The sequence below is a fragment of the Streptomyces parvus genome, from assembly GCF_032121415.1.
GTDB lineage: Bacteria > Actinomycetota > Actinomycetes > Streptomycetales > Streptomycetaceae > Streptomyces > Streptomyces globisporus_A.
Map to the genome: position 1 here is coordinate 63,705 of NZ_CP135079.1, position 25,425 is coordinate 89,129.

General features: G+C 72.0%; 23 protein-coding genes and 1 pseudogene. 8 read left to right on the plus strand and 16 right to left on the minus strand.

Annotation, left to right across the window (positions count from 1 at the left end; translation table 11 throughout):
• Positions 1-114 precede the first annotated feature (114 nt).
• Complete coding sequence (locus RNL97_RS01205) at positions 115-2,328, plus strand: HelD family protein (protein ID WP_030587506.1); 2,214 nt, start codon at positions 115-117, stop codon at positions 2,326-2,328.
• A 90-nt stretch (positions 2,329-2,418) separates the two neighbouring features.
• Positions 2,419-3,534: an AI-2E family transporter gene (locus RNL97_RS01210; protein ID WP_030587508.1), complete on the plus strand. Its 1,116-nt coding sequence runs from the start codon at positions 2,419-2,421 to the stop codon at positions 3,532-3,534.
• A gap of 31 nt (positions 3,535-3,565) precedes the next feature.
• Here the strand turns inward: RNL97_RS01210 and RNL97_RS01215 are convergent.
• Both RNL97_RS01215 and RNL97_RS01220 read right to left on the minus strand, forming a co-directional pair.
• Positions 3,566-4,752, minus strand: a pseudogene (locus RNL97_RS01215) (FUSC family protein); the annotation flags it as partial.
• 271 nt (positions 4,753-5,023) lie between these two features.
• Positions 5,024-6,064 (minus strand): NAD(P)-dependent alcohol dehydrogenase, encoded by a 1,041-nt coding sequence (locus RNL97_RS01220; RefSeq protein ID WP_030587510.1) that lies wholly within the window; start codon positions 6,062-6,064, stop codon positions 5,024-5,026.
• Positions 6,065-6,225: 161 nt separating this feature from the next.
• Between RNL97_RS01220 and RNL97_RS01225 the strand changes: the two genes are divergently transcribed.
• Positions 6,226-7,155 (plus strand): helix-turn-helix domain-containing protein, encoded by a 930-nt coding sequence (locus RNL97_RS01225; protein ID WP_030587512.1) that lies wholly within the window; start codon positions 6,226-6,228, stop codon positions 7,153-7,155.
• Here RNL97_RS01225 and RNL97_RS01230 read toward each other — a convergent pair.
• The 4 genes from RNL97_RS01230 to afsA form a co-directional block, all read right to left on the minus strand.
• Positions 7,118-7,861: a class I SAM-dependent methyltransferase gene (locus RNL97_RS01230; protein WP_243312964.1), complete on the minus strand. Its 744-nt coding sequence runs from the start codon at positions 7,859-7,861 to the stop codon at positions 7,118-7,120. The two genes, RNL97_RS01225 and RNL97_RS01230, sit on opposite strands and share 38 nt — an antisense overlap.
• A gap of 94 nt (positions 7,862-7,955) precedes the next feature.
• On the minus strand, positions 7,956-8,666 hold the full coding sequence (locus RNL97_RS01235) for a ScbR family autoregulator-binding transcription factor (protein WP_243312967.1): 711 nt from the start codon (positions 8,664-8,666) through the stop codon (positions 7,956-7,958).
• 193 nt (positions 8,667-8,859) lie between these two features.
• The gene (locus RNL97_RS01240; RefSeq protein WP_243312969.1) at positions 8,860-9,708 is read right to left on the minus strand and encodes an NmrA family NAD(P)-binding protein; all 849 of its coding nucleotides are present in this window, start codon (positions 9,706-9,708) and stop codon (positions 8,860-8,862) included.
• A gap of 14 nt (positions 9,709-9,722) precedes the next feature.
• Positions 9,723-10,610, minus strand: a complete 888-nt coding sequence (gene afsA / locus RNL97_RS01245) for a 2-oxo-3-(phosphooxy)propyl 3-oxoalkanoate synthase (protein ID WP_313750275.1) — start codon at positions 10,608-10,610, stop codon at positions 9,723-9,725.
• Between the two features lie 217 nt (positions 10,611-10,827).
• On the opposite strand from afsA, the gene RNL97_RS01250 reads away from it, so the two are divergent.
• A complete protein-coding gene (locus RNL97_RS01250) occupies positions 10,828-11,466 on the plus strand; it encodes a ScbR family autoregulator-binding transcription factor (RefSeq protein WP_030587524.1) in 639 nt (212 codons plus the stop codon).
• 25 nt (positions 11,467-11,491) lie between these two features.
• Here RNL97_RS01250 and RNL97_RS01255 read toward each other — a convergent pair whose 3' ends face one another.
• On the minus strand, positions 11,492-12,457 hold the full coding sequence (locus RNL97_RS01255; RefSeq protein ID WP_030587527.1) for a GlxA family transcriptional regulator: 966 nt from the start codon (positions 12,455-12,457) through the stop codon (positions 11,492-11,494).
• A gap of 87 nt (positions 12,458-12,544) precedes the next feature.
• On the opposite strand from RNL97_RS01255, the gene RNL97_RS01260 reads away from it, so the two are divergent.
• Positions 12,545-13,477, plus strand: coding sequence for an NADP-dependent oxidoreductase (locus RNL97_RS01260; RefSeq protein WP_374115195.1), 933 nt, complete (start codon positions 12,545-12,547; stop codon positions 13,475-13,477).
• A gap of 113 nt (positions 13,478-13,590) precedes the next feature.
• Here RNL97_RS01260 and RNL97_RS01265 read toward each other — a convergent pair whose 3' ends face one another.
• A complete protein-coding gene (locus tag RNL97_RS01265) occupies positions 13,591-14,202 on the minus strand; it encodes a LysE/ArgO family amino acid transporter (protein WP_030587533.1) in 612 nt (203 codons plus the stop codon).
• Between the two features lie 67 nt (positions 14,203-14,269).
• Here RNL97_RS01265 and RNL97_RS01270 point away from each other — a divergent pair, with 67 nt between their 5' ends.
• Positions 14,270-15,220 carry a LysR family transcriptional regulator ArgP gene (locus RNL97_RS01270; protein WP_030587536.1) on the plus strand — a complete coding sequence of 317 codons (951 nt, stop codon included), beginning with the start codon at positions 14,270-14,272 and terminating at the stop codon, positions 15,218-15,220.
• A 164-nt stretch (positions 15,221-15,384) separates the two neighbouring features.
• On the plus strand, positions 15,385-16,245 hold the full coding sequence (locus RNL97_RS01275) for an endo alpha-1,4 polygalactosaminidase (protein ID WP_030587538.1): 861 nt from the start codon (positions 15,385-15,387) through the stop codon (positions 16,243-16,245).
• Between the two features lie 15 nt (positions 16,246-16,260).
• On the opposite strand, the gene RNL97_RS01280 is transcribed toward RNL97_RS01275, so the two are convergent.
• On the minus strand, positions 16,261-17,049 hold the full coding sequence (locus tag RNL97_RS01280; RefSeq protein WP_030587541.1) for a VOC family protein: 789 nt from the start codon (positions 17,047-17,049) through the stop codon (positions 16,261-16,263).
• Between the two features lie 250 nt (positions 17,050-17,299).
• On the opposite strand from RNL97_RS01280, the gene RNL97_RS01285 reads away from it, so the two are divergent.
• On the plus strand, positions 17,300-17,884 hold the full coding sequence (locus tag RNL97_RS01285; RefSeq protein WP_030587544.1) for a DinB family protein: 585 nt from the start codon (positions 17,300-17,302) through the stop codon (positions 17,882-17,884).
• 26 nt (positions 17,885-17,910) lie between these two features.
• Here the strand turns inward: RNL97_RS01285 and RNL97_RS01290 are convergent, their stop codons facing one another.
• The 7 genes from RNL97_RS01290 to RNL97_RS01320 all read right to left on the minus strand — a co-directional run bounded on the left by RNL97_RS01290 (position 17,911) and on the right by RNL97_RS01320 (position 25,379).
• A complete protein-coding gene (locus RNL97_RS01290) occupies positions 17,911-18,576 on the minus strand; it encodes a lysophospholipid acyltransferase family protein (protein WP_243312973.1) in 666 nt (221 codons plus the stop codon).
• A gap of 201 nt (positions 18,577-18,777) precedes the next feature.
• On the minus strand, positions 18,778-20,379 hold the full coding sequence (locus RNL97_RS01295) for a glycoside hydrolase family 13 protein (RefSeq protein ID WP_243312975.1): 1,602 nt from the start codon (positions 20,377-20,379) through the stop codon (positions 18,778-18,780).
• 168 nt (positions 20,380-20,547) lie between these two features.
• Entirely contained in the window at positions 20,548-21,501 is a 954-nt protein-coding gene (locus tag RNL97_RS01300) for a carbohydrate ABC transporter permease (RefSeq protein WP_243312978.1), read from the minus strand.
• A gap of 17 nt (positions 21,502-21,518) precedes the next feature.
• Entirely contained in the window at positions 21,519-22,487 is a 969-nt protein-coding gene (locus RNL97_RS01305) for a carbohydrate ABC transporter permease (protein WP_030587556.1), read from the minus strand.
• 5 nt (positions 22,488-22,492) lie between these two features.
• A complete protein-coding gene (locus tag RNL97_RS01310; RefSeq protein WP_030587561.1) occupies positions 22,493-23,845 on the minus strand; it encodes an ABC transporter substrate-binding protein in 1,353 nt (450 codons plus the stop codon).
• Positions 23,846-24,504: 659 nt separating this feature from the next.
• On the minus strand, positions 24,505-24,666 hold the full coding sequence (locus tag RNL97_RS01315) for a hypothetical protein (RefSeq protein WP_010060665.1): 162 nt from the start codon (positions 24,664-24,666) through the stop codon (positions 24,505-24,507).
• A gap of 173 nt (positions 24,667-24,839) precedes the next feature.
• Entirely contained in the window at positions 24,840-25,379 is a 540-nt protein-coding gene (locus RNL97_RS01320) for a DUF6630 family protein (RefSeq protein ID WP_313750276.1), read from the minus strand.
• Between the last annotated feature and the right edge of the window lie 46 nt (positions 25,380-25,425).

Genomic DNA, 25,425 nt, shown 5'->3' on the forward strand with positions numbered 1-25,425 from the left:
ATCGCGCGTATATTGGATTCTTCTGCGCACACGCAGAAAGGCCCCACGCGGAGGCCTTATGGATACGAATATATCTGGCGGGGAGCCGTTTTGTCAAACCGGGAAAGCGACGAATTGCGGGAAGAGCAGGAATTCATCGATCGGCTCCATACCCGGGTCGACGCACTGCGCGGGGTGGCGGCCGAGGGTGTCGAGCACGCGCTGACTCCGGTCGGCACGGGCCAGCAGGCGCGGCTGGAGCGGGACATCCTCGTCGCGGAGCGCTCGGGACTGCTCGCGGCGCTCGACGCGGTGGACGGCTCTCTGTGTTTCGGCCGCATCGACCGCTCCGACGGGTTCGCGCACCATATCGGCCGGATCGGGATCCGTGAGGACGACGCCGACCGCACGCCTGTGCTGATCGACTGGCGTGCGCCGGTGGCGCGTCCCTTCTATCTCGCCACGGGGCACACGCCGATGGGTCTGCGCCGACGTCGCCACATCACCACCGAGGGCCGCACGGTCACCGAGCTCCATGACGAGATCCTCGATCTCGGGGACGACGACCGCACCGGTTTCGAGGACCCGAACGGCGACGCCGTGCTGCTCGCCGCGCTCAATTCCGCGCGCACCGGACGCATGGGCGACATCGTGCGGACCATCCAGGCCGAGCAGGACGGCATCATCCGGGCCCCGCACCGCGGTGTTCTCGTCGTCGAGGGCGGCCCCGGCACCGGAAAGACGGCCGTCGCGCTGCACCGGGCCGCTTTCCTGCTGTACGAGCACCGCGAGCTGCTGGCCAAGCGCGCCGTGCTCATCGTGGGCCCCAACCCGGCGTTCCTGCGCTACATCGCGGAGGTGCTGCCGTCGCTCGGCGAGACCGGGGTGCTGCTCGCCACGCAGGCCGAGCTGTTCCCCGGGGTGCACGCCACCGGTACGGACACTCCGCGCGCAGCCGCCGTCAAGGGCGGCGAGTCGATGGCCGCGGCCCTCGCCCTGGCCGTACGCGACCGGCAGCGGCTGCCGGAGCCCGGGGCGGCGATGGTGATCCCGCACGAGGACGGCGGGGATCTGGTCCTGGACTGGGAAATCGCCTACGAGGCCCGCCAGGCGGCCCGCGACACCCGGCTGCCGCACAATCTCGCCCGTCCGCACTTCGTCTTCCGGGTCATCGACGCACTCACAGCGCAACTCGTCGAACGCATCGGTGCGGACCCGTACGGGGGGCCCAACTTCCTCGGCCCCGACGACGTGGCCCAGCTCGGCCGGGACGTGGCGCTGAGCAAGGAGGTGCACGCGGCCGTGGACGAGCTGTGGCCGCCGCTCACCCCCGAGGGCTTCCTCGCCGACTATCTGGCCGACCCGGTGTACGTACCGGACGAGGACGCGGAAGCGATCCGGCGCGGGCCCTCCGCCGGGGCGTGGACCCCCGCCGACGTGCCGCTGCTCGACGAGGCCGCCGAGCTGCTCGGCGTCGACGACAGCGCGGAGCGGGCGGCCGCGGAGGCCGCCCGGCAGGAGCGGGTCGGCTACGCGCAGGGCGTGCTGGAGCTGTCGCGCGGTTCGGAGAGTTACGAGTTCGAGGACGAGGAGTCCGAGGTGCTCGCCGCGCACGACATCATCGACGCCGAGCGGATGGCGGAGCGGCACGAGGAGGCCGACCACCGCACGGCCGCCGAGCGGGCCGCCGCCGACCGTACGTGGGCGTTCGGGCACATCATCGTCGACGAGGCGCAGGAGCTGTCGCCGATGGCGTGGCGGCTGCTGATGCGGCGGTCGCCGACCCGCTCGATGACCCTGGTCGGCGACCCGGCCCAGACCTCCGAGGAGGCGGGCGTCGGGTCCTGGGAGCGGATCCTCGCCCCGTACGTGGGCGACCGCTTCGAACACGTCACGCTGGAGGTCAACTACCGTACGCCCGCCGAGATCATGGAGCTGGCCGCCGGGGTCCTCAGGGAGAAGGACCCTTCGTTCACCGCGCCCGTGTCGGTGCGGTCGACCGGTGAAAAGCCGTGGACGCGGGACGCCGGGGAGGATCTGGCGGGCGCGGTGGCCGAGGCCGTCGCGGAGCTGACGCCCCGGGAGGGCCGCCTCGCGGTGATCGCGCCGCGGGCGGTGCACGAGGAGATCGCCGCCCCGCTGGAGGGGGTGACGGCGGGTGAGGCCCCGGACCTGACGCGGACGGTCGTACTGCTGGATCCGCGCCAGGCCAAGGGGCTCGAGTTCGACCATGTGCTGGTCGTGGAGCCCGGCCTGTTCGGCACGAGCGATCTGTACGTGGCGCTCACCCGTGCCACCCAGCGCCTCGGCATCGTGCACCTGGAGGGGCTGCCGTCGGCGCTGCGCTGACCGGCCGGGCGGCCCGCCTGCCCGGCGCCGGGGTGTCGGCGGGCCGCGGGAGTGGCCGGAGCACGGTTGCCGAACCCATAGGGTGACGCCATGTCTTCGCCATTGAGTTCGACGAAAACCGCGGCCGCTCTCCGCACGTCGGCACGGGTCTCCGCAGAGCTGTTGCTGGTCCTCGTGGCGGCGGCGGTCGCGTTGTGGGTGCTGGGCCGGATGTGGTCGGTCGTATGGCCGCTGATAGTCGGTCTGTTCCTCACCACGCTGACCTGGCCGCTCGCCCGCTTCCTGCGCCGGCACGGCTGGTGGCCGGCGCTGGCCGCGTCGGTGGTGACGGTGTTCGCCCTGCTCGTGGGGGCGGGCATCGTGGCCTTGATCGCGGTGCCGGTCGCGGACCAGTCCGGGGAGCTGGCCGACCGGGTGGTCGCGGGCATCGACAAACTCCGCGAGTGGGCGGCCGGTCCGCCGCTGAACATCGGCGACGACCAGATCACCGGCGCCCTCGACAGCGCGACCGACCGGCTCCAGGACAGCGTCGGCAGTGTCGTCACCACGGCCGTCACCGGGGTGAGCACCGTGGTCAACGGGGTGGTCACAGCGGTTCTGGCGCTCTTCCTGATGTTCTTCTTCCTCAAGGACGGCCCGCGCTTCCTGCCGTGGCTCACCCGTCAGCTTCCCGGCAGGCTCGCCACCGACCTCCCCGAGGTGGCCTCCCGCAGTTGGGACACCCTGGGCGCGTTCGTCCGGTCCCAGGCGTTCGTCGGTCTGCTGGACGCGGTCTTCATCGGACTCGGCCTGTGGATCCTCGGGGTGCCGTTGGTGCTGCCGCTGGCGGTCCTGACGTTCGTCTGCGCGTTCGTGCCGATCGTGGGGGCGCTGTTCGCCGGGTTCGTGGCGGTGGTCATCGCCCTGGTGTCGAACGGGCCGATGGACGCGCTGATCGTGCTGGGGATCATCGTCGTGGTGCAGCAGCTGGAGGGCAATGTCTTCCAGCCCATGATCCAGAGCCGGGGTCTCGGCCTGCACGCGGCGGTCGTGCTGCTCGCGGTGACGCTGGGCGGCAGCCTGGCCGGTGTGGTGGGGAGCCTGCTCGCCGTGCCGGTGACGGCGGTGCTCGCCGTGATCTGGAACTACCTCCGCGAGCAGCTCGTGGAGGAGCCGCGGGAGCCCGAGCCCGCGGATCTGCCCGAGGGTTCGCCCGCTCCGTCCTAGGACGGGGCCGGGGCCGTCCCCGCCCGTCATCCCGGGCGGGCGTTCGGCGCTCCCTGCCCGGTGTCGGCGTCGCCGTGACCCAGGACTCGATACGGGCGAGCTGGTGGGCGAGGCTCGTCATCCACACCTCCGGGTCCACGGACAGGGGCGAGGGCGGATCGCGGTCCGGGGCGCTCTTTGGTGTCGGCGCGGGCCCCGCACGCTCGGCGGTGAGCAGCCGGGCGATCCGGTCGGTCTGCGCCACCAGGCCGGACGCGGTCGCCCGGGCCCAGGCCGCGGACGCCTCCGTGGCGCCGGAGGCAGGGCGGAGGCCGAAGCGCGGCAGCCACTGCGCGCCGACGAGCATGTGGTTGGCCGCGATGAGCACGGTGTGCCAGTCGGCACGGTCGCTCTCCCCGTCGACCGGTGCCTCTGTGCGGAGCTGGGCATACGCCGCGTCGGCGAGGCGCAGCCGGTGGACGCCCGGCAGCGTCTCGGGCGCGGTGCGGGAGCCGCCCGGGGCCGCGAGCAGTGCCTGTGCCGTCACCGGCACGAGCGGGGCGCACGATCTCAGCAGCCCTGCCATGGCCCGGCGGACCTCCCTCCGGGCGCCGGCCGGCCAGGCCGGTAGGCCGCACAGCAGACCGATGACGCTGCCGGTCACGACGTCGATCATCCGCGCCTCCGACAGCCGCCGGGTGACCGGGGCGATCTGGGCGAACGCGGTGGCGACGACGAGCGTGAACAGCGCCTGCGCGGAGGCGACGCCCAGCAGCGGCCCGAGGGCGAAGGCCGCCGGCATGACGGGGACGAGCAGGGCGGCGTACACGTCGGTGTGCCGGCCGAGCCCGATCACGAGCGCCCCGGCCATCAGCGCGCCCACCACGTTGCCCGTCACCGCCAGGCGGACCGCCCGCCAGGTCGCGCCCGCGGTCGTCCGTCCGAGGTCAGGACGGCAAGGAGCACCCCGAACCCGTGGGCGAGGGCGAGGGAGCCGGCCACCGCCCTGGCCGCGGCGAGGCCGAGCGCGGTCCGTACGGCGTTCTGGAACAGCACGGACCGGAAGGTGGCGTTGCCGAGGACGCGTCGGGCCCACATCCTGGGCGTGGAGAGCTCGGCGTACCAGAACAGATCGCGCGGGGCGGCGGGTTCGGTGGGTCCCCCGTGGGTGGCGATGTCGACGGTGATCTCCACCATCCGCGCCGATTCGGCGAGCGCCAGCACCCGGGACTGTCGTCGTTTCCCGGGGCCTCGCCTCCGGAGAACCCCGGGGCGTCCCGCGAGGTCCCGTCCGAGGGAAGCCGCTGTGCGCTCATCCGGCACGCTCCTCTCCCGTGGCCGATCCCTCCGGCGCGGTCCCTCCGACCGTCTTCCGTCATTGTCGGCCGGACCCGACCGGGCCCCCCGCGCGTGCGACGAGGGAGGACCCGTCGAACGCGTCCGCCCCGAGCACCTGACGTGCTCGGGGCGGAGACTCTCGGTGCGGGGGCCGCCCGGTGGGCGGCGCGCGTCAGATGGTCGCGGTGTCGATCACGAAGCGGTAGCGGACATCGCTCGCGAGGACCCGCTCGTACGCCTCGTTGACCTGGCTCGCCTCGATCACCTCGATCTCCGCGCCGAGTCCGTGCACGGCGCAGAAGTCCAGCATCTCCTGGGTCTCCTTGATCCCGCCGATCGCCGAACCCGCGATCGACCTGTTGCCCATGATCAGGGAGAAGAGGTTCAGCGAGATCGGCTCCTCGGGGGCGCCCACGTTGACCAGGGTGCCCTCGGTGCGCAGCAGGCCGAGGTAGGCGCCGAAGTCCAGCGGGGCCGAGACCGTGGAGAGGATGACGTCGAAGGTGCCGGCCAGCTCCTCGAAGGTCTTGGGGTCACTGGTCGCGTAGTAGTGGTCGGCGCCCAGCTTGAGGCCGTCGTCCTTCTTCCGCAGCGACTGGGAGAGGACGGTGACCTCGGCTCCGAGCGCGTGCGCGATCTTGACGGCCATGTGGCCGAGCCCGCCGAGGCCGACGACGGCGACCTTCTTGCCGGGGCCCGCGCCCCAGCGCTTGAGCGGGGAGTACGTGGTGATGCCCGCGCACAGGAGCGGCGCGGCCTCGTCGAGGGCGATGCCCTCGGGGATGGAGACGGCGAACTTCTCGGTCACGACGAGGTGCGTCGAGTAGCCGCCGTAGGTGGGCTCGCCGCTGCGGTCGAGCGCGTTGTACGTCTGGGTGTTGCCCTCGGCGCAGTGCTGCTCGCGGCCCATCAGGCAGGCGTCGCACTGTCCGCAGGAGTCGACCATGCAGCCGACGCCGACGCGGTCGCCGACCTTGAACCGGGTGACCCCGGAGCCGGTCTCGGCGACGATGCCGGCGATCTCGTGGCCGGGCACCATGGGGAAGATGCCCTCGCCCCAGCCGTCGCGGGCCTGGTGGATGTCGGAGTGGCAGATTCCGGCGAACTTGATGTCGATCAGGATGTCGAACTCGCCCACCGGACGACGCTCGATCGTGGTGCGCTCCAGCGGGGCCTTGGCACGGGGAGCGGCGTAGGCGGCAACGGTGGTCATGCCGGAGGTTCTCCTCTGGGTGATGCGGTAGGAACGTTCCCAGCGTCACACCGTGTCCGCCGTTTACCCAGGTCACCGTTCTGCCTATGTCCAGCGGTCCTACTACTGACGGGGACAGGATCCGGTGCCTACGACCAGGATCGCCAGGAATAATGGAGTGCATGGACGATCAGCCGGAGGCCGCCGCTCCCGAGCCGCTGGACCGGCGGGCCGAACTCAGTGAGTTCCTGCGCACCCGCAGGGCGAAGCTCCAGCCGCAGGACGTGGGGTTGCCGGACTTCGGCCGGCACCGCCGGGTGCCGGGTCTGCGCCGGGAGGAGCTGGCGCAGCTGGCCGGGGTCTCCGTGGCGTACTACACGCGCCTGGAGCAGGGCAACGGGCGCAATGTGTCGGCGGAGGTGCTGGACGCGATCGCGCGTGCGCTGCGGCTCACCGACGCCGAGCACGCGCATCTGACCCATCTGGCGAGGCCGGCGCGGCACAAGAAGAAGCGCCGCCCGGCCCGGGTGCAGCGGGTGCGGACCGGGCTGCTGTATCTGCTCGACAGCATGGACGGGATCCCGGCCTACGTGACCGGGGCGCGCTCGGACATCCTGGCCTGGAATGCGATGGCGGCCGCGGTGTTCGGCGACTGGGGGGCGCTGCCGCCGGGCGAGCGGAACTGGGCACGTCTGGTGTTCCTCTCCCCCGCCTACCGGGACCTGTTCGTGAACTGGGACTCCAAGGCCTCGGACATGGTCAGCTATCTGCGGCTGTACGCGGGCTGTCACCCCGACGACCCGGAGCTGTCCGCGCTGGTCGGCGAACTCTCGGTCAAGAGCGACGAGTTCCGGCGGTTGTGGGCCACGCACAACGTCAAGGAGAAGGGGCACGGCGTCAAGCTGGTCCGGCATCCGCTCGCCGGGGACCTGACCTTGTCGTACGAGACGCTGAACCTCCCGGACGACGAGGAACAGCATCTGGTGACCTATCACGCGGAGCCGGGTTCGGAGTCGGCCCAGGCCCTGCGCCTGCTGGCGAGCTGGGGATCCGACGCCGCCGGGGCGGACGCGATCAGCGGAACTCGGCTGGGTCCGGCCGACGAGCGATGAACACGAACTCCCGGCCCGGCCGGTCGGGGGCGTGGCGCACCTCGCACACGGCGAAGCCGGCCGTCCTCAGATCCTCCTCGGCCTCCTGACGCTCACGGAAACGCAGGGTGGAGTCGGAGGTGAGGACCTCGCCGTCGGCCGCGAACACATAGGTCCAGCGGAACGAGACGAGCGGCCCGGCGACCTCGGTCACGTCGACCCAGGTCTCGACGGGGCCGACACCGGGAACCTCGGTGACGCGGTGGGAAGTCTCCCTGTTCCATGCTTCCCAGGCACGCCGGGCCGGGTCCCGTGTCTCGAAGACCAGATGCCCGCCGGGCCGCAGCGCCGCGTACGCGCCGCGCAGGGTCGCCTGCCAGTCGTCCGGGTCGACGATCTCCTGTGCGGCGTTGGCTGTCATGGTCGCCAGGTCCACCTGGAGCGGCGGGAGGGCGGCGGCGTCCCCGCAGATCCAGCGGACCCGGTCGCCGCCGGGCTTGGCGCGCGCCACGTCGACCGAGGCCCGTGCGGGGTCGACGCCGACGACCTCGATCCCCCGTTCCGCCAGCAGCAGGGCGAACACGCCGGTGCCGCAGCCGATATCCAGCACCCGCCGCGCCCCGAACTCCTCGGCGAGGCGGACGTAGGGGGCCAGGTCGCCGCGATCCGGGTCGAGCGGATCGTAGAGGGCGGCCAGTCGGGGGTTCACGAAGATCTCGTCTGCCATGCGGGGGACGGTACAGCGGAGCTTCACCCGGCATCCCGGCCTCGGCCGGCGGCCAGTGGGCCTCGGCCGGTGGCCGGTTGGTCTCCGTCGGCGGTCAGTTGGCCTCGGCCGCCACCGCTGTCGCCTCGGCCGGCGCGTCTGCCCCGCCCGCGGCAGGTCCCGCGAGCGCGGGTCCTCGGGCCGTCGGCACCGTGGCCGTGCCGGACGGGTCCACGCGTACGAGCGTCTCCGGGGTGGCGAGCCGGGGCAGCAGCAACTGCCAGAAACCGGTGAGCCGGTACGGGGACAGCCAATCGGCATCGTGGCGGCCGAGCACCTCGAACCCCGCCGTCACGGCGACGGTCGCGGCTGCCGCGTCCTCGCGGGCGATGTCGTCGGCGAGTGTTCCTGCGGCGGCCGCCTCGTCCAGCAGTTCCCGCACACGGTGGTGCCACTCCATCCGAAGGTCCGGCGCGGCGGCACGCTCACCGTCGCAGCTCAGCCGGAATCCGGCCCGGCTCACCGGGTCTCCGCGCAGCCGTTCCACGAGGGCGTGCGAGGTGTCGACGAGTGCCTGCAGGGCGGTGTCCGTCCTGCGCCGGATCACGGCGGACATGTCGCGCAGCCCTCGGGACGCCTCCGCCACCACGGCTTCCGCGACCGCGGCCTTGTTCTCGAAGTGGAAGTGCAGCGCGCCCGTGCTGACGCCCGCGCCGGAGCTGATCAGCACCAGCCGTGCCTGGGCATAGCCGTGCTGTTCGAAAACGACGGCGGCGGAGCGGATGAGCGCCTGGCGGGTCCGGGTGGCGCGCTCCTGTTTGGTCATGGAGTTATCAAACCAACTTACCGGTTTCATTTCCAGGGAACGGGAGATTCCGCCAGAGGCTCCCGAGCTCATCTTTCGGTCAAATCCGCTCTGCGAGCCGCGGAAACAGGCCGGGAGGGGAGAATGCGTGCGACGGGACCTTTCCGTGGTCCGGCGGGGAGTTGACGCGCCTTCCCCATCCCGGGCAGTGACCCTATTCGGCCGCGAACGCGCCCGCGTGGTCGGCCGCCCAGGTGCGGTACGGCCGGGCCTGGCGCCCCGTCAGCTCCTGGACCGTGGGCACAACAGCAGCCTTCGCACCCGCCCGCTGTCGCTCCGCGCTCTCCAGAAAGGCTTCCGCGACGGGCTGCGGGTATGTCACCAGCAGGGCCGTGCGTGCGGCGTCCTGACCCAGTTCCTCGAAGCGCAGCGGCCGCCCCAGCACCCGGGAGAGCTGAGCCGTCTGCTCCCGCGCGGTGATCGCCTCCGGGCCCGAGACGGCGTAGGCCCTGCCCTCGTGGCCCGCACCGGTGAGTACGGCGACGGCCACCGCGGCGACGTCGCGGGGGTCGACGCACGCGACCGGGGCGTCGCCGTACAGGGCGCGTACCACTCCCGTCGAGCGGATGCCGGGCGCCCAGGACAGCGTGTTGGACATGAACGTCCTGGGGCGGACGAACGTCCACGGAATCCCCGACTCCCTGACCGCCTCCTCGTTCTGCCGCTGGCGCCGGGTGATGAAGTCGTCGGCGCCCGGCTCCTCCACCGCCATCATGGAGAGCTTGACCAGGTGGCGGACGCCCGCCGCGGCGGCTGCCCCGGCGACCCGCTCGTCGTCGGGCTCCGAGGGGCTGTTCGTCACCAGGAACACCGAGTTGACGCCCCGCAGGGCCCGGTCGAGGGCGGGGCGGTCCCCGTATGCCCCCTCGACGACCTCGACCCCGTCCCCCCGTACCGTCAGACGCTCCGGGCGGCGGGCGAGAATCCGTACGGGACCGGCAGCAGCCAGCAGTCCGGCGACCTCACGGCCCACCGCTCCGGTCGCACCCGTCACGAGAATCACTGGCGTGGAACCTCTCAGCCGTCGGCCCGCGGGCCGGACAGGAGTGTGGAGAACACCGGTTGGCCGTCCTGATGGCCTGTGACCTGGACCGTCACCGTCTCCTCGGACTCTTCCGGCTGGATCACCGCGCTGATCCAGCACGGGCTGCCGAACTCGGCGTACCGGTGGAACCGGGTGCTCGCCTCCGCCGGGACGATGCCGCCGGGCCCCGCCGCGAGGCAGGCCGCCTGACGGGCGGCCTCCAGCAGCAGCATGCCCGGGACATGGTCGTTGGGGCGCTGGAACAGCGTCGGGTGCCGGGTGTCCACACGCAGCTCCCAGACGCCTTCGCGGCCGGTGTCCGACAGGACCACGTCCTCGGTCCTGCTCCGGCCGGCACGGGCGGCGGCGACCGGCGCCGCCTCCGGTATGGATATCCCCTCGGCGGGGGCGTCGCCGCGCATCCGCCGGTACACCTTGGGGCTGGTGAAGCGGGTCGCGCCCATCCCCGTGGCCGCCAGCTCCCCGTCCCGGTGCACCGCCCAGCCCACGCGCCCCTGCACGGGCAGTCCGCTCCGCCACTTCAGGTCGGAGCAGAACACCTCGACGTCTATCTCGGTGGGGACCCCGCCGACGCCCAGGTAATCCTGGTGGCATACGTAGTCCAGGTCCGCCATCAGGAAGTGGTGGCCGAGCGGAACTCCGTAGCCGGCGTGGAAGGCGAGCATGGCCGCCTGGCGCATCGCTTCGGCGACCAGCAGCGGGTCGTGCCGGTCGCCGAAGACCGGAGCGAAGAACGGGTGATCGTGCGGCAGGACTGCCGCCACCGAGAACCGATCGTGCGCCAGACGCACCCAGTTACGCGGAAAGGCGTCCTCCGGCCTGGTCCGGTGCACCATGTCGATCCCCACGGGATGCACCATGTCGGCCTCCGAATCCATTGCCGGCACCGAGTCGATCAGGGCTGCTGCTTCGGGCATAACTCCCCCCAGGGGTCATGTGATGGCGAGCCGTTCCTGCGATGCACGTGCGCTGATAAGATACAGACTCAGCGGTTTTTTTTCTATCCCCGGCAGGGTCGCCCCTCCCCACTCCGTCCCGGCCGTTTCCCGGGCCATCCGGCCCAGCAAAGGAGACAGGATGGCCAAGCAGGACCGGGCGATCCGCACCCGCCAGGCAATCCTGATGGCAGCGGCGCAGGCTTTCGAGAAATACGGTTATCAAGCCGCGACAATCACTGAAATACTGAAAAGCGCCGACGTCACGAAAGGCGCTCTCTACTTTCATTTCCCGTCCAAGGAAGATCTCGCGCTCGGTGTTCTCGACGCCCAGGAGCCGCCGCAGACCGTTCCGGAGCACTCCCTCAAACTCCAGGAACTCATCGACCTGGGGATGCTGTTCAGCCACCGCCTGCAGACCAGTCTCCTCGCCCGGGCGGGCGTGCGCCTCTCCATGGACCAGCAGGCGCAGGGCCTCGACCGCAGGGGGCCTTTCCTCCGCTGGCAGGAAGCCACCCACCACCTCCTCGCGCAGGCCAAAGACAACGGTGAGCTGCTCCCCCACGTCAACCCCACCGAGACGGCGGACCTGTACGTGGCCGCCTTCACGGGCACCCAGGCCGTGTCCCAGACTCTCACCAACTACCAGGATCTGCAGCGCCGCCACATCACGCTGCAGCAGCACATCCTCCCCAGCATCGCCGCGCCCTCCATCCTCACCGCGCTCGATCTGACCCCCGCGCGCGCCGAACGCCTCGGCCGCCTGGACCCGGAGGACTGAACCGGCCGGGGCCGCCGCCCTCCCCCTACGACTGCCCGACCGCGAGGACCGCGCCGCGAAACGTACGCCGGTAGGCCAGTGGAGTGACGCCGATGGCGGCGTGCAGGTGCTGGCGCAGCGACGCTCCGGTGGCGAAGCCGACCCGGCCGGCGATCTCGTCCACCGCCAGGTCCGTGGACTCCAGGAGGTGCCTGGCCCGGTCGACCCGCTGCTGGACGATCCATCGGCCCGGGCTCATGCCGACCTCCTCGTTGAAGCGTCGGACGAAGGTGCGCAGGCTCATCCGGGCGTGGTCGGCGAGGCTTGCCAGGCTCAGCGGTTCATGGAGGTTGCGCAGCGCCCAGTCGCGGGTCGCGGCGGTGCCGTTCCCCGCGGGAGCGGGTACGGGCTGCTCGATGTACTGGGCCTGTCCCCCGTCGCGCCACGGCGGTACGACGCAGAGCCGGGCGACCCGGTTGGCGACCTCGCTGCCGTGGTCCGCGCGGACGAGGTGCAGGCACACATCGACGCCGGACGCCGCACCGGCCGAGGTCAGCACGTCCCCGTCGTCGACGAAGAGGACGTCCGGGTCCAGCCGCACCCGGGGGTACCAGGACCGGAAGAGCTCCGCGAGCGCCCAGTGGGTGGTGGCGCGCCGGCCCTCCAGCAGTCCGGCCGACGCGAGGAGGAAGGCACCGGTACAGATGGACACGATGCGGGTGCCGGGGCGTACGGCGGCGAGCGCCGCGACGGCGTCCGCGGGCGCCTCACGGGTGAGGAGGGAGGTGTCGAAGGGCGGGATGACGAGGGTGTCCGCCGTCGCCAGTACCGCCGGGCCGTGCTCGACGGTGACCGAGAAGTCGGCGTTGGTGCGCACCGGCCGTCCGTCCACCGTGCACGTCACGACGGAGTAGCGGCCGTCGGCCGCGCCGAGGACGCGGCTCGGGATGCCGAGTTCGAACGGATACACCCCGTCCAGGGCGAGTACGGCGACGCGGTGCACGTTTCCCATGGCACGATCCTGTCGAAAGATGGCAATCATGCCATGGTACGCCTGGCGGACAGGCGGGAGGGTGGACGCATGACGAAGAACGAGAGCATGCGCGCCATCAGCCAGAGCGTCTACGGAGGTCCCGAGGTACTGGAGGAGGTCCGGCTCCCCCGGCCCGTGGCGGGACCGAGTCAGATCGTGGTCGCCGTCCGGGCGGCCGGAGTGAACCCCACGGACTGGAAGCACCGGGGCCAGGCGCTGTTCCTGGACCGGCTGCCGCTCGTCCTGGGCTGGGACGTGTCCGGCGTCGTCGAGTCGGTGGGCTTCGGGGTGACCCTCTTCAAGCCGGGCGACGAGGTGTTCGGCATGCTGCCCTACCCGTACGGCGTCGGCTCCCACGCCGAGTTCGCGGTCGGCCCGGCCCGCGCCTTCGCCCACAAGCCCGAGGGCGTCGACCACGTCCAGGCGGGCGCCCTCCCGCTCGCCGCGCTCACCGCCCGCCAGGCCCTCGTCGACACGGCGGACGTCCGCCCCGGGCAGCGGGTCCTCATCCACGCCGCCGCCGGCGGGGTCGGCCACCTCGCCGTACAGATCGCCAAGTCGCTGGGGGCGTACGTCATCGGCACCGCGAGCGCCGCCAAGCACGACTTCGTGCGCGGGCTCGGGGCGGACGAGGTCGTCGACTACCGCACCGTGGACTTCGGGGAGGTGGTGAGCGATGTCGACATGGTGCTCGACCCGCTCGCGGGCGGGACGCGGGCGCGTTCGCTCGATGTCCTGCGCCCGGGAGGCACGCTCGTGTCGCTGCTGCCGGGCGGCGACCCGGCGGAGGCGGCGAAGGCCGCCGCACGGGAGATCCGGGTGGAGAACCTGCTGGTGGAGGCCGATCACGCGGGCATGACGGCCATCGCCGACCTGGTCCGGGCCGGCGAGCTGCGCGCCCATGTCGAGGCGGCCTTCCCGTTGGCCGAGGCGGCGAAGGCGCACGCGCTCGGCGAGACGGGCCGCACCACCGGCAAGCTCGTCCTCGTGGTGTCGTAGGACGCCCGGCGCCGGCGCTCGTGGTGTCGTAGGACGCCCGGCGCCGGCGCTCGTGGTGTCGTAGGACGCCCGGCGCCGGCGCCCGCTCCGCGTACGGAACGGGCGCCGGGCGTTCAGGCGCCCAGCGCCAGTTTCGTGCCGAGGCCGATCATCATCACCGCGACCAGGCCGTCCAGCACCCGCCACGCGGAGGGCCGCGCGAGGACTCGGCTCAGCAGCCGGGCGCCGTAGCCGAGCGCCGCGAACCAGCACAGGCTGGCGAGGATCGCGCCGAGGCCGAAGGTCCAGCGCGAGGGGCCCTGATCGGCGGCGACGGACCCCAGCAGGAACACGGTGTCGAGGTACACGTGCGGGTTGAGCCAGGTCATCGCCAGGCAGGTCAGCACGATGCCCCGGCGCGAGGCGGCCGGGGCGTCCCCCGCGTGCAGGGCGGACGGGCGCAGCACGCGGCGTGCGGCGAGCAGCCCGTAGCCGATCAGGAACAGGCCGCCGAGCAGGCCTGCGGCGGTCAGCGCCGAAGGCCAGGCGACGACGACCGCTCCCACGCCGGCGACCCCCAGCGTGATGAGCAACGCGTCGGACAGGGCGCAGATACCGACCACCGCGAGCACGCCGTCCCGGCGGACCCCCTGGCGCAGCACCAGGGCGTTCTGGGCGCCGATGGCGACGATGAGGGAGAGGCCGGTACCGAATCCGGTGGCCGCGGTGGTCAGGGCGTTCGTCATGCGACCGACGCTACGGATCACGACAATGCGGCGTCCAGCTAAAGATTCTTACGTATCATTAGCGTTCATGATGTCCGAGCTTCCTCTCGACCAGGTGCGCACGCTGCTCGCCGTGGTCGACGAAGGCACGTTCGACGCGGCGGCGAACGCGCTGCGGCTGACACCGTCGGCGGTCAGCCAGCGGGTGAAGGCCCTGGAGCAGCGCACGGGCCGGGTGCTGCTGATGCGTACGAAGCCGGTGCGGCCCACCGAGTCCGGTGAGGTGGTGGTGCGTTTCGCCCGCCAGCTGGCCCGGCTGGAGCGCGACGCGCGGACGGCGCTCGGGATGTCGGGGCCGGGCGAGCCGACGCCCCTGTCGATCGCGGTGAACTCCGATTCCCTGGCGACGTGGTTCCTGCCCGCCCTGCGGCGCGTACCGCGGGAGCTGGACCTCGCCTACGAACTGCACCGGGAGGACCAGGACCATACGGCCGCTCTGCTGCGGGAGGGGCTGGTGATGGCCGCGGTGACCTCGTCGCCGGAGGCGGTGACGGGGTGCTCGGTGCGCAGGCTCGGCCGGATGCGTTATCTGCCGGTGGCCAGTCCCTCTTTCGCAGACCGGTGGCTGGGGAGGCCGGCGGGCGCCGATGTGCGCGAGCTGATCGGCGACGCCCCGGTGATCAGCTTCGACCGGCGCGACGATCTCCAGGACGCCTTCGTGCGCCGGCTGGTCCCCGGGGCCCGGGCGAGCGCCCGGCGTCATCTGGTGCCCACCTCGGAGGGGTTCGCGAGCGCGGTGGCGGCGGGCATGGGCTGGGGCATGGTGCCCGACGTCCAGGCGGAGCCGTTGCTGCGCGGCGGCCGGCTGATCCTGCTCACCCCGGACCACACCGTGGACGTACCCCTGCACTGGCAGCAGTGGAAGCTGGACTCGCCTGCTCTGGCGACCGTGGCGGAGGCGGTGGCGGCGGAGGCCGCCGAGGCGCTCGCGGGCGGAGGGCCGATTGCCCCTCGGCCCCTTCGAGATAGGTTTGCCTAACCCAATAGGGAGGTGCGGAACCGGTGGACTGAGCGCCGACGCGCTCGCCGAATCCCCCGGCACCCGGACGCCACGGCCCGCGCCCGACATCTTCCCGCCCATCGGGGCCTCGCCGGCCTGACGGGCCACGGCGGAGGCCGGAAGCCCACGCAACAGGAGTACGCATGCCCCAGCCCACCGTCCGTCCTCCACTCCGCCGCGGGCGCGTCCTCGCCGCCCTGGCCGGCGGGATCGCGGTCGCGGCGGGAGCGGGACTGCTCCTGTCCCACGCCTCCGCCACGGACTCCCCGGCCAAGGCCGCGCCGAAGGTCGTGCCGCCCACCGCGAACGCGGCCTTCGACTACCAGATCGGCGGGCCGTACACCCCGCCCGCCGGGGTCGAGGCGGTCTCCCGGGACCGGGGCGCCCGACCCGCCGACGGCCTCTACAACGTCTGTTACGTCAACGCCTTCCAGACCCAGCCCGACGCCCTCGACCGGTGGGAGGAGAACGACCCGGATCTGCTGCTGCGTGACGCCGACGGCGACCTGGTCGAGGACGAGGCCTGGGGCGAGGCACTGCTCGACACCTCGACCGCGGACAAGCGCACCCGGCTGGCGAAGATCGTCGGTGAGTGGATCGACGGCTGCGCGGAGTCCGGCTTCCAGGCGGTGGAGCCGGACAACCTCGACTCCTTCGAGCGTTCCGACGGTCTGCTGACCCGGGCGGACAACGCGGCGTTCGCGAAGCTCCTGGCCGACCGCGCGCACGCGGCGGGCCTGGCGATCGGCCAGAAGAACACCACGGACCTGCTGGGGAAGCGCGAGGAGATCGGGTTCGACTTCGCCGTCGCCGAGGAGTGCGGCCGCTACGACGAGTGCGCCGACTACGCCTCCGCGTACGACAACAGGGTCTTCGTCGTCGAGTACACCGCCGGTGACTTCAAAGAGGCGTGTTCGTCCGTGGGGGCGACGGTCTCCGTGGTGCGCCGGGATCTCGACGTCGTCCCGGTCGGGCGGCCGGGGTACGTGTTCCGCGCCTGCTGAGGTCTCGTGCGGCGGTCACGCCGGGTGGGCGCAGACGGTGAAGATACCGCCGTCGGGGTCCTCGATCACCGCTTCGCTTCCGTCGGCGGGCGAGTCCACCGGCGGGCCGGCCGTGCCGCCCGCCGCGCGGGCGGCCCCGGTGGCCGCTTCCAGGTCCTCGACCTGGAAGCGGACGTGCCACCGCGGGCGCAGCCGGGGGTCGGGGGACGACGCGTCCCCGCCGCCTCGCAGGGTGGCCACGGTGCTGCCGCCCTGCCGTACGACGACCGCGTCCTGCCGGTAGGCGTAGCCGACCTCGCAGCCCCCGGGTTCCTCGGAGGCCCAGCCGAACACCTCGGCGTAGAAGATCGCGGAGTCGAAGGCGTGGCTCGTGCGCAGTTCGAGGGAGGCGGGTGCGCTGTCGCGGCCGAACGACCAGGGCGGGGTCCGGCCCTCCCAGAAGCCGAACGCGGCTCCTTCCCGGTCGGCGGCCACGGCTCCCCGCCCGGGCCCGATCCGGATCGGGCCGACGGCGATGGTGCCGCCCCGTTCCCGGACGCGGGCCGCGGCGGTGTCCACGTCCGAGACGGCGAAGTACGGGGTCCAGGAGACGGCCGTGGGCAGGCCGGGGGCGATCTGTCCGATGCCGGCGACGGGCAGGGCGTCGACGTGGGCGACGGAGAAGCCCTCGCCGAGAGTGCCGGAGCGGAAGGTCCATCCGAGGACGGTCCCGTAGAAGTCCTGGGCGGCGCGCAGGTCCCGGGTCATGAGGCTGACCCAGCACGGGATCCCGTGCACCGGGGTGATCTGCTCTGCCTCGGTCATCGGGATCCGTCTCCTCGCCCCCGGTGGTGCCGGCGGACGCCGACGGCGGTCCGGCCGGGTTGGCCTGCTGCAACCGTCCGTTCACGGACCGGTACGCTCCGTGGTGCCGTACGCCCTCGGAGCAGCACCTCTCCATACCTACGCCGCCCCGGGCGCCGCCGCCACCCGGGGCGTGCCCCGGAACGGGCGGGGTGCCTGCCGCTGCCCGGGGGCGGGGCGGATTGTCGGTGCCCGGTGACAGACTGCTCGCATGACCCTTTCGCAGCCGAAGGCCGACCTCCAGCGCTATCTCCAGTCCGCTCGCGACGCCCTGGTGTGGAAGCTCGAAGGGCTGTCGGAATACGACGCCCGGCGCCCCCTGACGCCGACCGGCACGAACCTCCTCGGACTGGTCAAGCATGCCGCCGGGGTGGAGCTGGGCTACTTCGGCGAGACGTTCGGGCGGCCGTTCGGCGAGGTGGTGCCCGCCTTCGAGGACGACGCCGAGGCGAACCAGGACATGTGGGCGACCGCCGACGAATCCCGCGAGGACATTCTCGCCCTGTACCGCCGGGTGACCCGGCACGCGGACGCGACGATCGCCGAGCTGCCGCTCGACGCGGTCGGTCGGGTGGCGTGGTGGCCCGACGAGCGGAGCCGGGTGACGCTGCACCAGATCCTGGTCCATGTGATCTCCGACCTCCAGCGGCATGCCGGTCACGCCGACGTCGTGCGGGAGCTCGTCGACGGGGCGGTCGGGCTGCGCTCGGGCAACGACAACATGCCTCCGGGCGACCGCGCGTGGTGGGAGGGCTACCGGCAGCGCCTGGAGCAGGCGGCCCGGGACGCGGGGTAGCCCGCTTTCCCAGGCGCGCTGCGCGTTCAGCCTCCGGTGAGCGCCGCGGGTTCGCCGAGGTGGTGCGCGGCGGTGCGCCAGGCGGCGGTGACGGCCGCACGGGCCGTGGCGGTCGCCGTCCCCACCTCCGGCGGGAGGTGGAGCGGGGAGCCGATGTGGACGTGGAGGCGGGGGCGGCGGGCCGGGGCGGTGAGGAGCCCGGAGATCTGCTTGACGCACCGGCCCGAGGTCACCCGGCGGGCGCCCGCCTGGCCGAGCGGCACGACAGGCGCCCCGGACGCCCGGGCGAGGCGGGCGAGGCCGCTGCGGAAGCTCTCCGGCGGGGCCTCGGCCGCGTCCAGGCGGCAGGGCAGTCGTCCCTCGCCGTAGATGAGCAGATGGCGGCCCTCCCGCAGCGCGACGGCGGCCGCGTCGAGGGCGCCCGCCGCCCGATGGGTGTTCCGGTGCACGGGCACGTGGCCGCCCTGCTCCAGGAGACGGCCGAGGACCGGGATGCGCCACAGGCCCGCGGTGGCCATGACGACGGGTTCGACCCCGAGGCGCAGCAGTGCGGCGAGGACGATGCCCGGGTCGGCCAGGGAGGTGTGGTTGGCGACGATGATGCTGCCGGCGGCGGGGGCCGTGGCGAGGTCGGACGTGACGGTGAGGCGTCCGAGCGAGGGGACGACGGCGGCGGCGATGCGGCTGAGCACGGTTCTCCCAGGGTCCGACGGGCGCGGCCGTCCCGGTGGACGGCGGTGCGGTGCCGGGCCGCCCTTCCCGGCTTCGCCCGCCACGCCCTCATCGTCGTGGCGGGCGGGGCCGGGGGCCTGAGTGCGGATACTCAGGCCTCCTGGGGCGAGCGCCCCAGGAGGCCGCGGCCGGGCTACTCCCGGACGGTGTGGCGTAGGGGTTCAGAGGGCCAGCCACACCGCCGTGTCCCGGGGCAGTCGGCCGTCGGCGTCCAGGGGGCCGCTGGTGAGCAGGACCTCGGTGTGGGCGGGGAGCTGTGTAGGGTGCTCGGCGAGATTGACGGCGCAGACGAGGTGCTCGCCCCGGGCGAACACGAGGAGGCCGGGCTCCTCGCTCAGCCAGCGCAGCGGTTCGGTGTGCAGGGCGGTCAGGGAGCGCCGTTGCCGCAGGGCTTCGCGGTAGAGGGCCAGCATGGAGCCGGGGTCCCGCTCCTGGAGGTCGGCCGCGCGGGACGCCCAGTCGGCGGGCAGGGGGAGCCAGGGTTCCACGGTGGAGCCGAAGCCGGCGAAGGGTTCGCCGGTCGCCCAGGGCAGCGGGGTGCGGCAGCCGTCGCGGCCGGGGGCCCGCCCCTGGGAGCGGAAGTACATGGGGTCCTGGATGCGGTCCAGTGGTACGTCGGCCTCGGGCAGGCCCAGCTCCTCGCCCTGGTAGAGGTAGACCGAGCCGGGCAGGGCGAGGGAGAGGAGGGCGGCGGCGCGGGCACGGCGGGTGCCGAGTTCCAGGTCGCTGGGGACGCCGAACGCCTTGGCCGTGAAGGCGAATCCGGTGTCCTCGCGGCCGTAGCGGGTGACGGTGCGGGTGATGTCGTGGTTGCAGAGGACCCAGGTGGCGGGGGCGCCGACGGGGGCGTGCTCGGCGAGGGTGTCGTCGATGGCGCGGCGCAGCAGCCCGGCGTCCCAGGGACAGCTGAGGAAGGTGAAGTTGAAGGCGGTGTGCAGTTCGTCGGGGCGGAGGTAGCGGGCGAAGCGCTCCGCGTCGGGCAGCCAGACCTCGCCGACGAAGACGCCGCCGAACTCGTCGGCGATGGCCCGCCAGCTCCGGTAGATGTCATGCAGTTCGTCCCGGTCGACGTACGGGTGGGCCCCCCGGTGTCCTGCGAGGTCCGGGAGGGCGGGATCCTTGGCGACGAGGGCGGCGGAGTCGATGCGCACGCCGGCGACGCCTCTCTCGAACCAGAAGCGCAGGACGTCCTCGTGTTCCTGGCGTACGGCGGGGTGGGCCCAGTTGAGGTCGGGCTGCTCGGTGGCGAACAGGTGGAGGTACCACTCGCCGTCCTCGACGCGGGTCCAGGGCACCCCGCCGAACTCGCTCTCCCAGTCGTTGGGGGGCAGTTCGCCGTGGGCGCCGCGGCCGGGGCGGAAGTGGAAGAGTTCGCGCTCCGGGCTGCCGGGGCCCGCGGCGAGCGCCGCCCTGAACCAGGCGTGCTGGTCGGAGACGTGGTTCGGGACGATGTCGATGATGGTGCGGATGTCTGCCTCGCGGGCCTCGGCGATGAGCTTCTCGGCCTCGGCGAGGTTGCCGAAGGCGGGGTCGATGGCCCGGTAGTCGGCGACGTCGTATCCGCCGTCCGCCATCGGCGACAGGTACCAGGGGGTGAACCAGAGCGCGTCGACGCCGAGTTCGGCCAGGTAGGGCAGCCGGGACCGTACGCCCGTCAGATCGCCGGTGCCGTCGCCGTCGCCGTCGGCGAAGCTGCGGACGTAGACCTGGTATATGACGGCAGAGCGCCACCAGTCGTCGGCGGCGAGCTGGCTGCCTTCCATAAGGCGGGTTCCTTTCGGGCGGGCGCGGTCGCCGGCGGGGTGGGCCGGTCCGCGCGACAGGGAGGAGCGGGAGAGCTGGCGGGGCTGACGCCGCCGCCCCGGGGCGGGGCGGGAAGGCCTGGGACGGCGGCGGGTCCTGGAGGATGTGCGCCACCGGGGCGGCGTGGGTCAGCCCTTCGTGCCGCCCGCGCTGATTCCGGCGATGATGTGCCGTTGGAAGAGCAGGAACATCAGGACCATCGGGATGCTCGCGATGACCATGGCCCCGATCAGCACGGTCAGCGGGACGTTCTGCGAGAGCTGCACGAGGGCGACGCTGATCGGCTGCTTCTCGGTGTCGGAGAAGACCATCAGCGGCCAGAGGAAGTCCTGCCAGACGGCGACCAGCGCGAAGATCGACACGACGCCGAGGACCGGCCTCGACAGGGGCAGGACGATGGACCAGAGGGTGCGCAGCCTGCCCGCCCCGTCGATCTCGGCGGCTTCCAGGACGTCGCGCGGGATCTGGTCGAAGAACCGTTTGAGCAGATAGAGGTTGAAGGCGTTCGCGACGGCGGGCAGCCAGATGGCCAGGGGTTCGTTGAGCAGGTTGACGTGGATCAGCGGCATGTCGGCGATGGTGAGGTACTTCGGTACGACGAGGGCCTGCACCGGGACCATGAGGGTGGCGAGGATGCCGCCGAGGATCACGTTGCCGAAGGCCGGCTTGAGCTTGGACAGGGAGTAGGCGGCTGCGGTGCAGAAGACGATCTGCAACACCCAGGCGCCGGTCGCCTGGACGACCGTGTTCCACAGGTGGGTCGGGAGCCGCATCAGCTCCCAGGCGTCGGTGTAGCCGCTCAGCCGCCACTGCTCGGGGACGAGGGTGGGCGGGGTGCGGACCACTTCCTCGGGCGGTTTCATCGCGCCCGTGACCATCCAGTAGACGGGGAAGAGGAACGCGAACGCGAAGAGCAGGACGACGAGGGCGAAGACCGACCAGTACGCGACCTTGCCGCGGCGTCCGGCGAGCGCCAGCGGCGAGATGACGGTGCGTACGGACCGCTCGGCCGGGGTGTCGCCGGACTTCCTGGCGCGGACGGCGGGCGCTTTCCGTACCGGGGGTGGAGCTGTCTGTGTCATGGCGGGCGACGCTCCTGTCAGTCGGTGCGGGTGAGTCGCAGGTACAGGGCGGAGAACGCGCTGAGCACCAGGAGGAGCATCACGCTGAGGGCGGACGCGCCGCCGAAGTCGTTGTAGAGGAAGGCGTACTTGTAGATCAGGTAGAGCACGGTGACGGTGGAGTTCTCCGGGCCGCCGCCGGTGATGACGAAGGGTTCGGTGAACACCTGCATCGTCGCGATGACCTGAAGGAGCATCAGCATCAGGATGATGAAGCGCGTCTGCGGGATCGTGACGTGCCGGACCCGCTGCCAGACGGACGCGCCGTCGAGCTCGGCCGCCTCGTACAGCTCGCCGGGTATGCCCTGGAGGGCGGCGAGGTAAATGAGGACGGTGCCGCCCATGTTGGCCCAGGTGGCGACGGCGACCAGCGAGACGAGCGCGGTGTCGGCGCCGTTGGTCCAGTTCGACGCCGGCAGGTGGAGAAAGCCGAGCACCTCGTTGGCCAGGCCCGCGCCCGGATCGTAGAACCACTTCCACAGCAGGGCGCTGACGACCGGCGGGATCATCACGGGGAGGTAGACGACGACCCGGAAGAACGCCTTGGCGTGCCGGAGTTCGTTGAGGACGAGCGCCAGGACGAACGGAATGGCGAACCCGATGACCAGGGCGAGCGCGGTGAAGGTGAGCGTGTTGCGCCAGGCGGCCGTGAACTCCGGATCCTGGAAGACCCGGGTGAAGTTCGCGGTGCCGACCCACTCGGGGTCGGAGCCGGGGGTGTACTTCTGGAACGCGATGATCACCGACCGGATCGCCGGGTACCACGAGAACAGGATGAAGCAGAGCAGCCCTCCGATCAGGAACCCGTACGCGGTGGCCTGGTCGGCGATCTTCCTGCGCAGCGCTTCCCGGCGCCCGCGGCCCGCCGGGCGCGCGTCCCCCGGGGGAGGCGTCGTACCGGCGGACCGCGGTCTCGCGGGCGCTGCGGGGCGGGAGGTGGTCTTCACGGCGTTCAGCCTCGGGCCAGGATTCCGTCGATCTTGGACTGGGCGTCCTTGAGCAGCGCGTCGATGTCCGCGTCCTCCTTCGTCAGGACGGCCGAGACGGCGCCGTCGAGGACCGCGTAGATCTGCTGGCCGTGCTTGGGCTCCAGCTTCATGTCGAGCTGCTGGCCGCCGTCGATGAAGGCCCGGTAGTTCTCGACCGGGACGTTGGCCGATGCCTTCTTCAGCTCCTGGTCCTTGGCGTCGGTGGCGCCGGTGAACAGCCGCGGCTCGGGCAGGCCGACCGGGGACTTGTCCGAGGCCGCGCGGGCGTAGTTGTTCATGTAGCCCTGGCCCGGGGTGAGGAAGGTCCACTCCAGCCACTTGAGGCCGGCCTTGATCTGCTCGGGAGTGGCCTTCTTGTTGAACATGTAGCCGTCGCCGCCCATGAGGGTGCCCTTGCCGCCGGGCATCGGGGCGAAGGCGAGGTCTTCGTACCTGCCACCGGCCTCCTTGACGATACGCGGGACGTTGTCGGGGGCGGCCAGGTACATGCCGAGCTTGCCGGAGCCCATCATCTGGAGGGTGTCGTTGATGATGAGGAGTTGCTTGGCACCCATGGAGTTGTCGCGCCAGCGCATGTCCTTGAGGTTCTGCAGGACGGCCCTGCCCTCGGGGGTGTCGACCGTGGCCTTCTTGCCGTCCTCGCTGACGACGGCGCCGCCCTGGGAGTAGATCGAGGCGGTGAAGTGCCAGCCGCCCTGGTTCTGCGCGCTGTACTCGGCGAAGCCCACGGTTCCGTCGCCGAGCGCGGCGATCTTCTTGGCCGCGGCCTGGACCTCTGCCCAGGTGGTGGGCGGCTTGCTGGGGTCAAGCCCGGCCTTGGTGAGGAGCGGCTTGCTGTAGAGCAGGCCCATGGAGTAGTTGGTGCGCGGGATGCCGTAGATCTTGCCGTCGACGGTGTAGGCGTCGCGCAGGGGCTGGGCTATGTCCTTGTACGCCTTGAGGTCCTTGACGTACTCGGTGATGTCCGCGGCCTGGTTGATGGAGACGACGCGTTCGGTGTCGGTGAAGTACGTGTAGAAGACGTCTTCCATCTGCCCGCCGGCGAGCTTCGCGTCGAAGGTCTTGGGGTCCTGGCACGGGAAGGCGTCGTGCGCGACGACGTCGATGTCGGGGTTCTGCTTCTCGAACGTCCTGACGTCCTCGTCGAACCGCTTGTGGTCGGTCTTCGCACTCGGCTGGGGCCAGCAGTTGACCGTGATGCGCGTCTTGCCGTCCGCCGCGCTGTCGCCCTCGGAGTTGCAGGCGGCCAGGCCGGTGACGGCAAGTGCGGTGGCGATGGCGGCGGTGCAGGTGCGACGAAGAACAGAACTTCTCATCGGTGGACCCCTTTAGGGCAGGAGTGCGGGAAGCCGACAGCCCCGAGCTGTGCGGCGACCCACACTCAACCACCGCCGACGTATGTCCGCAAGATGTCGCGCAGGTTCCGTAAATCTTTGACAGCATCTGCCGACGAGGTGCTGTGTCAGCTGACGGAAGCGGTCGGATCGACGGCGGTTCCGAGGCAAGCAGGGGGTAAGCGAGGGGCGGGTGCGCGGCGAGCGCGGGGGTGCCTCCGGGGCGATCACAGAGGGCCGTCGGCGGGGGCGATCACCGGGGCGGGAACGTGCGGGCCGACGCCGGCGGGCGGCGCTTCACGCAGGGCCGATACGCCCCGCAGGCGCGACAGGGGCGCCACGACGAGGGGGTTCCGCCTCTCGGCGGCCGGCTGGGAGCGCTCTCCACGCGGGTGCGTGGACCGCTCACCGAAGCGCGGCCGCCGGGGCGATCGCGGCGGGCGGCCGGGGGGCCGCGGTGGGATCGGGCTCGTCGTACGGACGTCCGGCCTACCGCGGCCTCACCCACGTCCACCGGCGATAGTTGTCAGCAAACCATCGCGTCGCGAACGCAAGAATATGGCAATAGTTGCAGGACGTTTATCGTCCCGTGATGGGCATGGCCGCCCTCGGGCGGCTGCGACCGGGGGTCCGGCTCGCTGCTAGCGGGCTGCGGCAGCCGCTCGTACGGTGCCGAAGTCGAGGGCGCGGTCGGCCTCGCGCAGGACTTCCTCGGCCACCCGGCGTACTTCGGCGGGCACGTCGCCCTGCTCCTCGACGAGGCCGGCGTAGATCGGTGCTTCGGTGCTGTCTGCGGAACTCATACGGTTTGTTTCCCCGTCGGTCGGGTGCGGAATGCCTCCGCCGGTCGGCGGAGGCGGGGGCGAGTGTACGTGGTGGGCGGCGGCGCTCGCGATTCCGTTCCGGGGCTCGGACCCCGCCGCACCTGCTGGAACGCCGGTCCGTAGCGGCCCGGAGGCTGCGGGCGAGATCTCCGTCACGGCCTGCGGCGGGCCGCGCCGAGGTGGTGCACGGGAAAGCCCGCCCGGGCGGCGAGCACGGTCAGCTCGTCGGCCCGGGCCGCCCGCAGACCGGCCACCGGGTAGCAGTCGGATGCGATGTCGAGGACGGCCAGGGCCGCACCGACCTCCCGGTAGTGGCGACCGCAGGCGTGCAGGAACGCCTCGGTCGGCAGGGTGGTCCCGTCGGCCTCGAAGAGCACCCAGGGGTCCACGGAGGGCCGCGATTCCAGCTTCCGCAGCTGGGCCCGGATCTCCTGCGGGTCCTCCTTCCAGTCGAACTCCGCAAGCAGACCGTGCGCGGCGAGCGCGTCGATGAGCGCGACCCAGGCGAGGTTGTCGACCGGCTCGTCGATGCCCCGCTCGTTCAGCCGGTCGGCGAAAGCGCTCACGTAGTCGTGGGGGCTGTCGTGGGCGCGGAGCACCTCCTCGGCGACGCCGGGGTGCGCCGGGGCGAGCAGGGAGGCGATCTCGCCCAGGGAGGCGCGGATCGGGTCGGTGTCGCGCGGGTGGGGCATGGCGAGGTCTCTCTGCGGCCGGGATGCCGCCAGGTCGTCGGGTCGG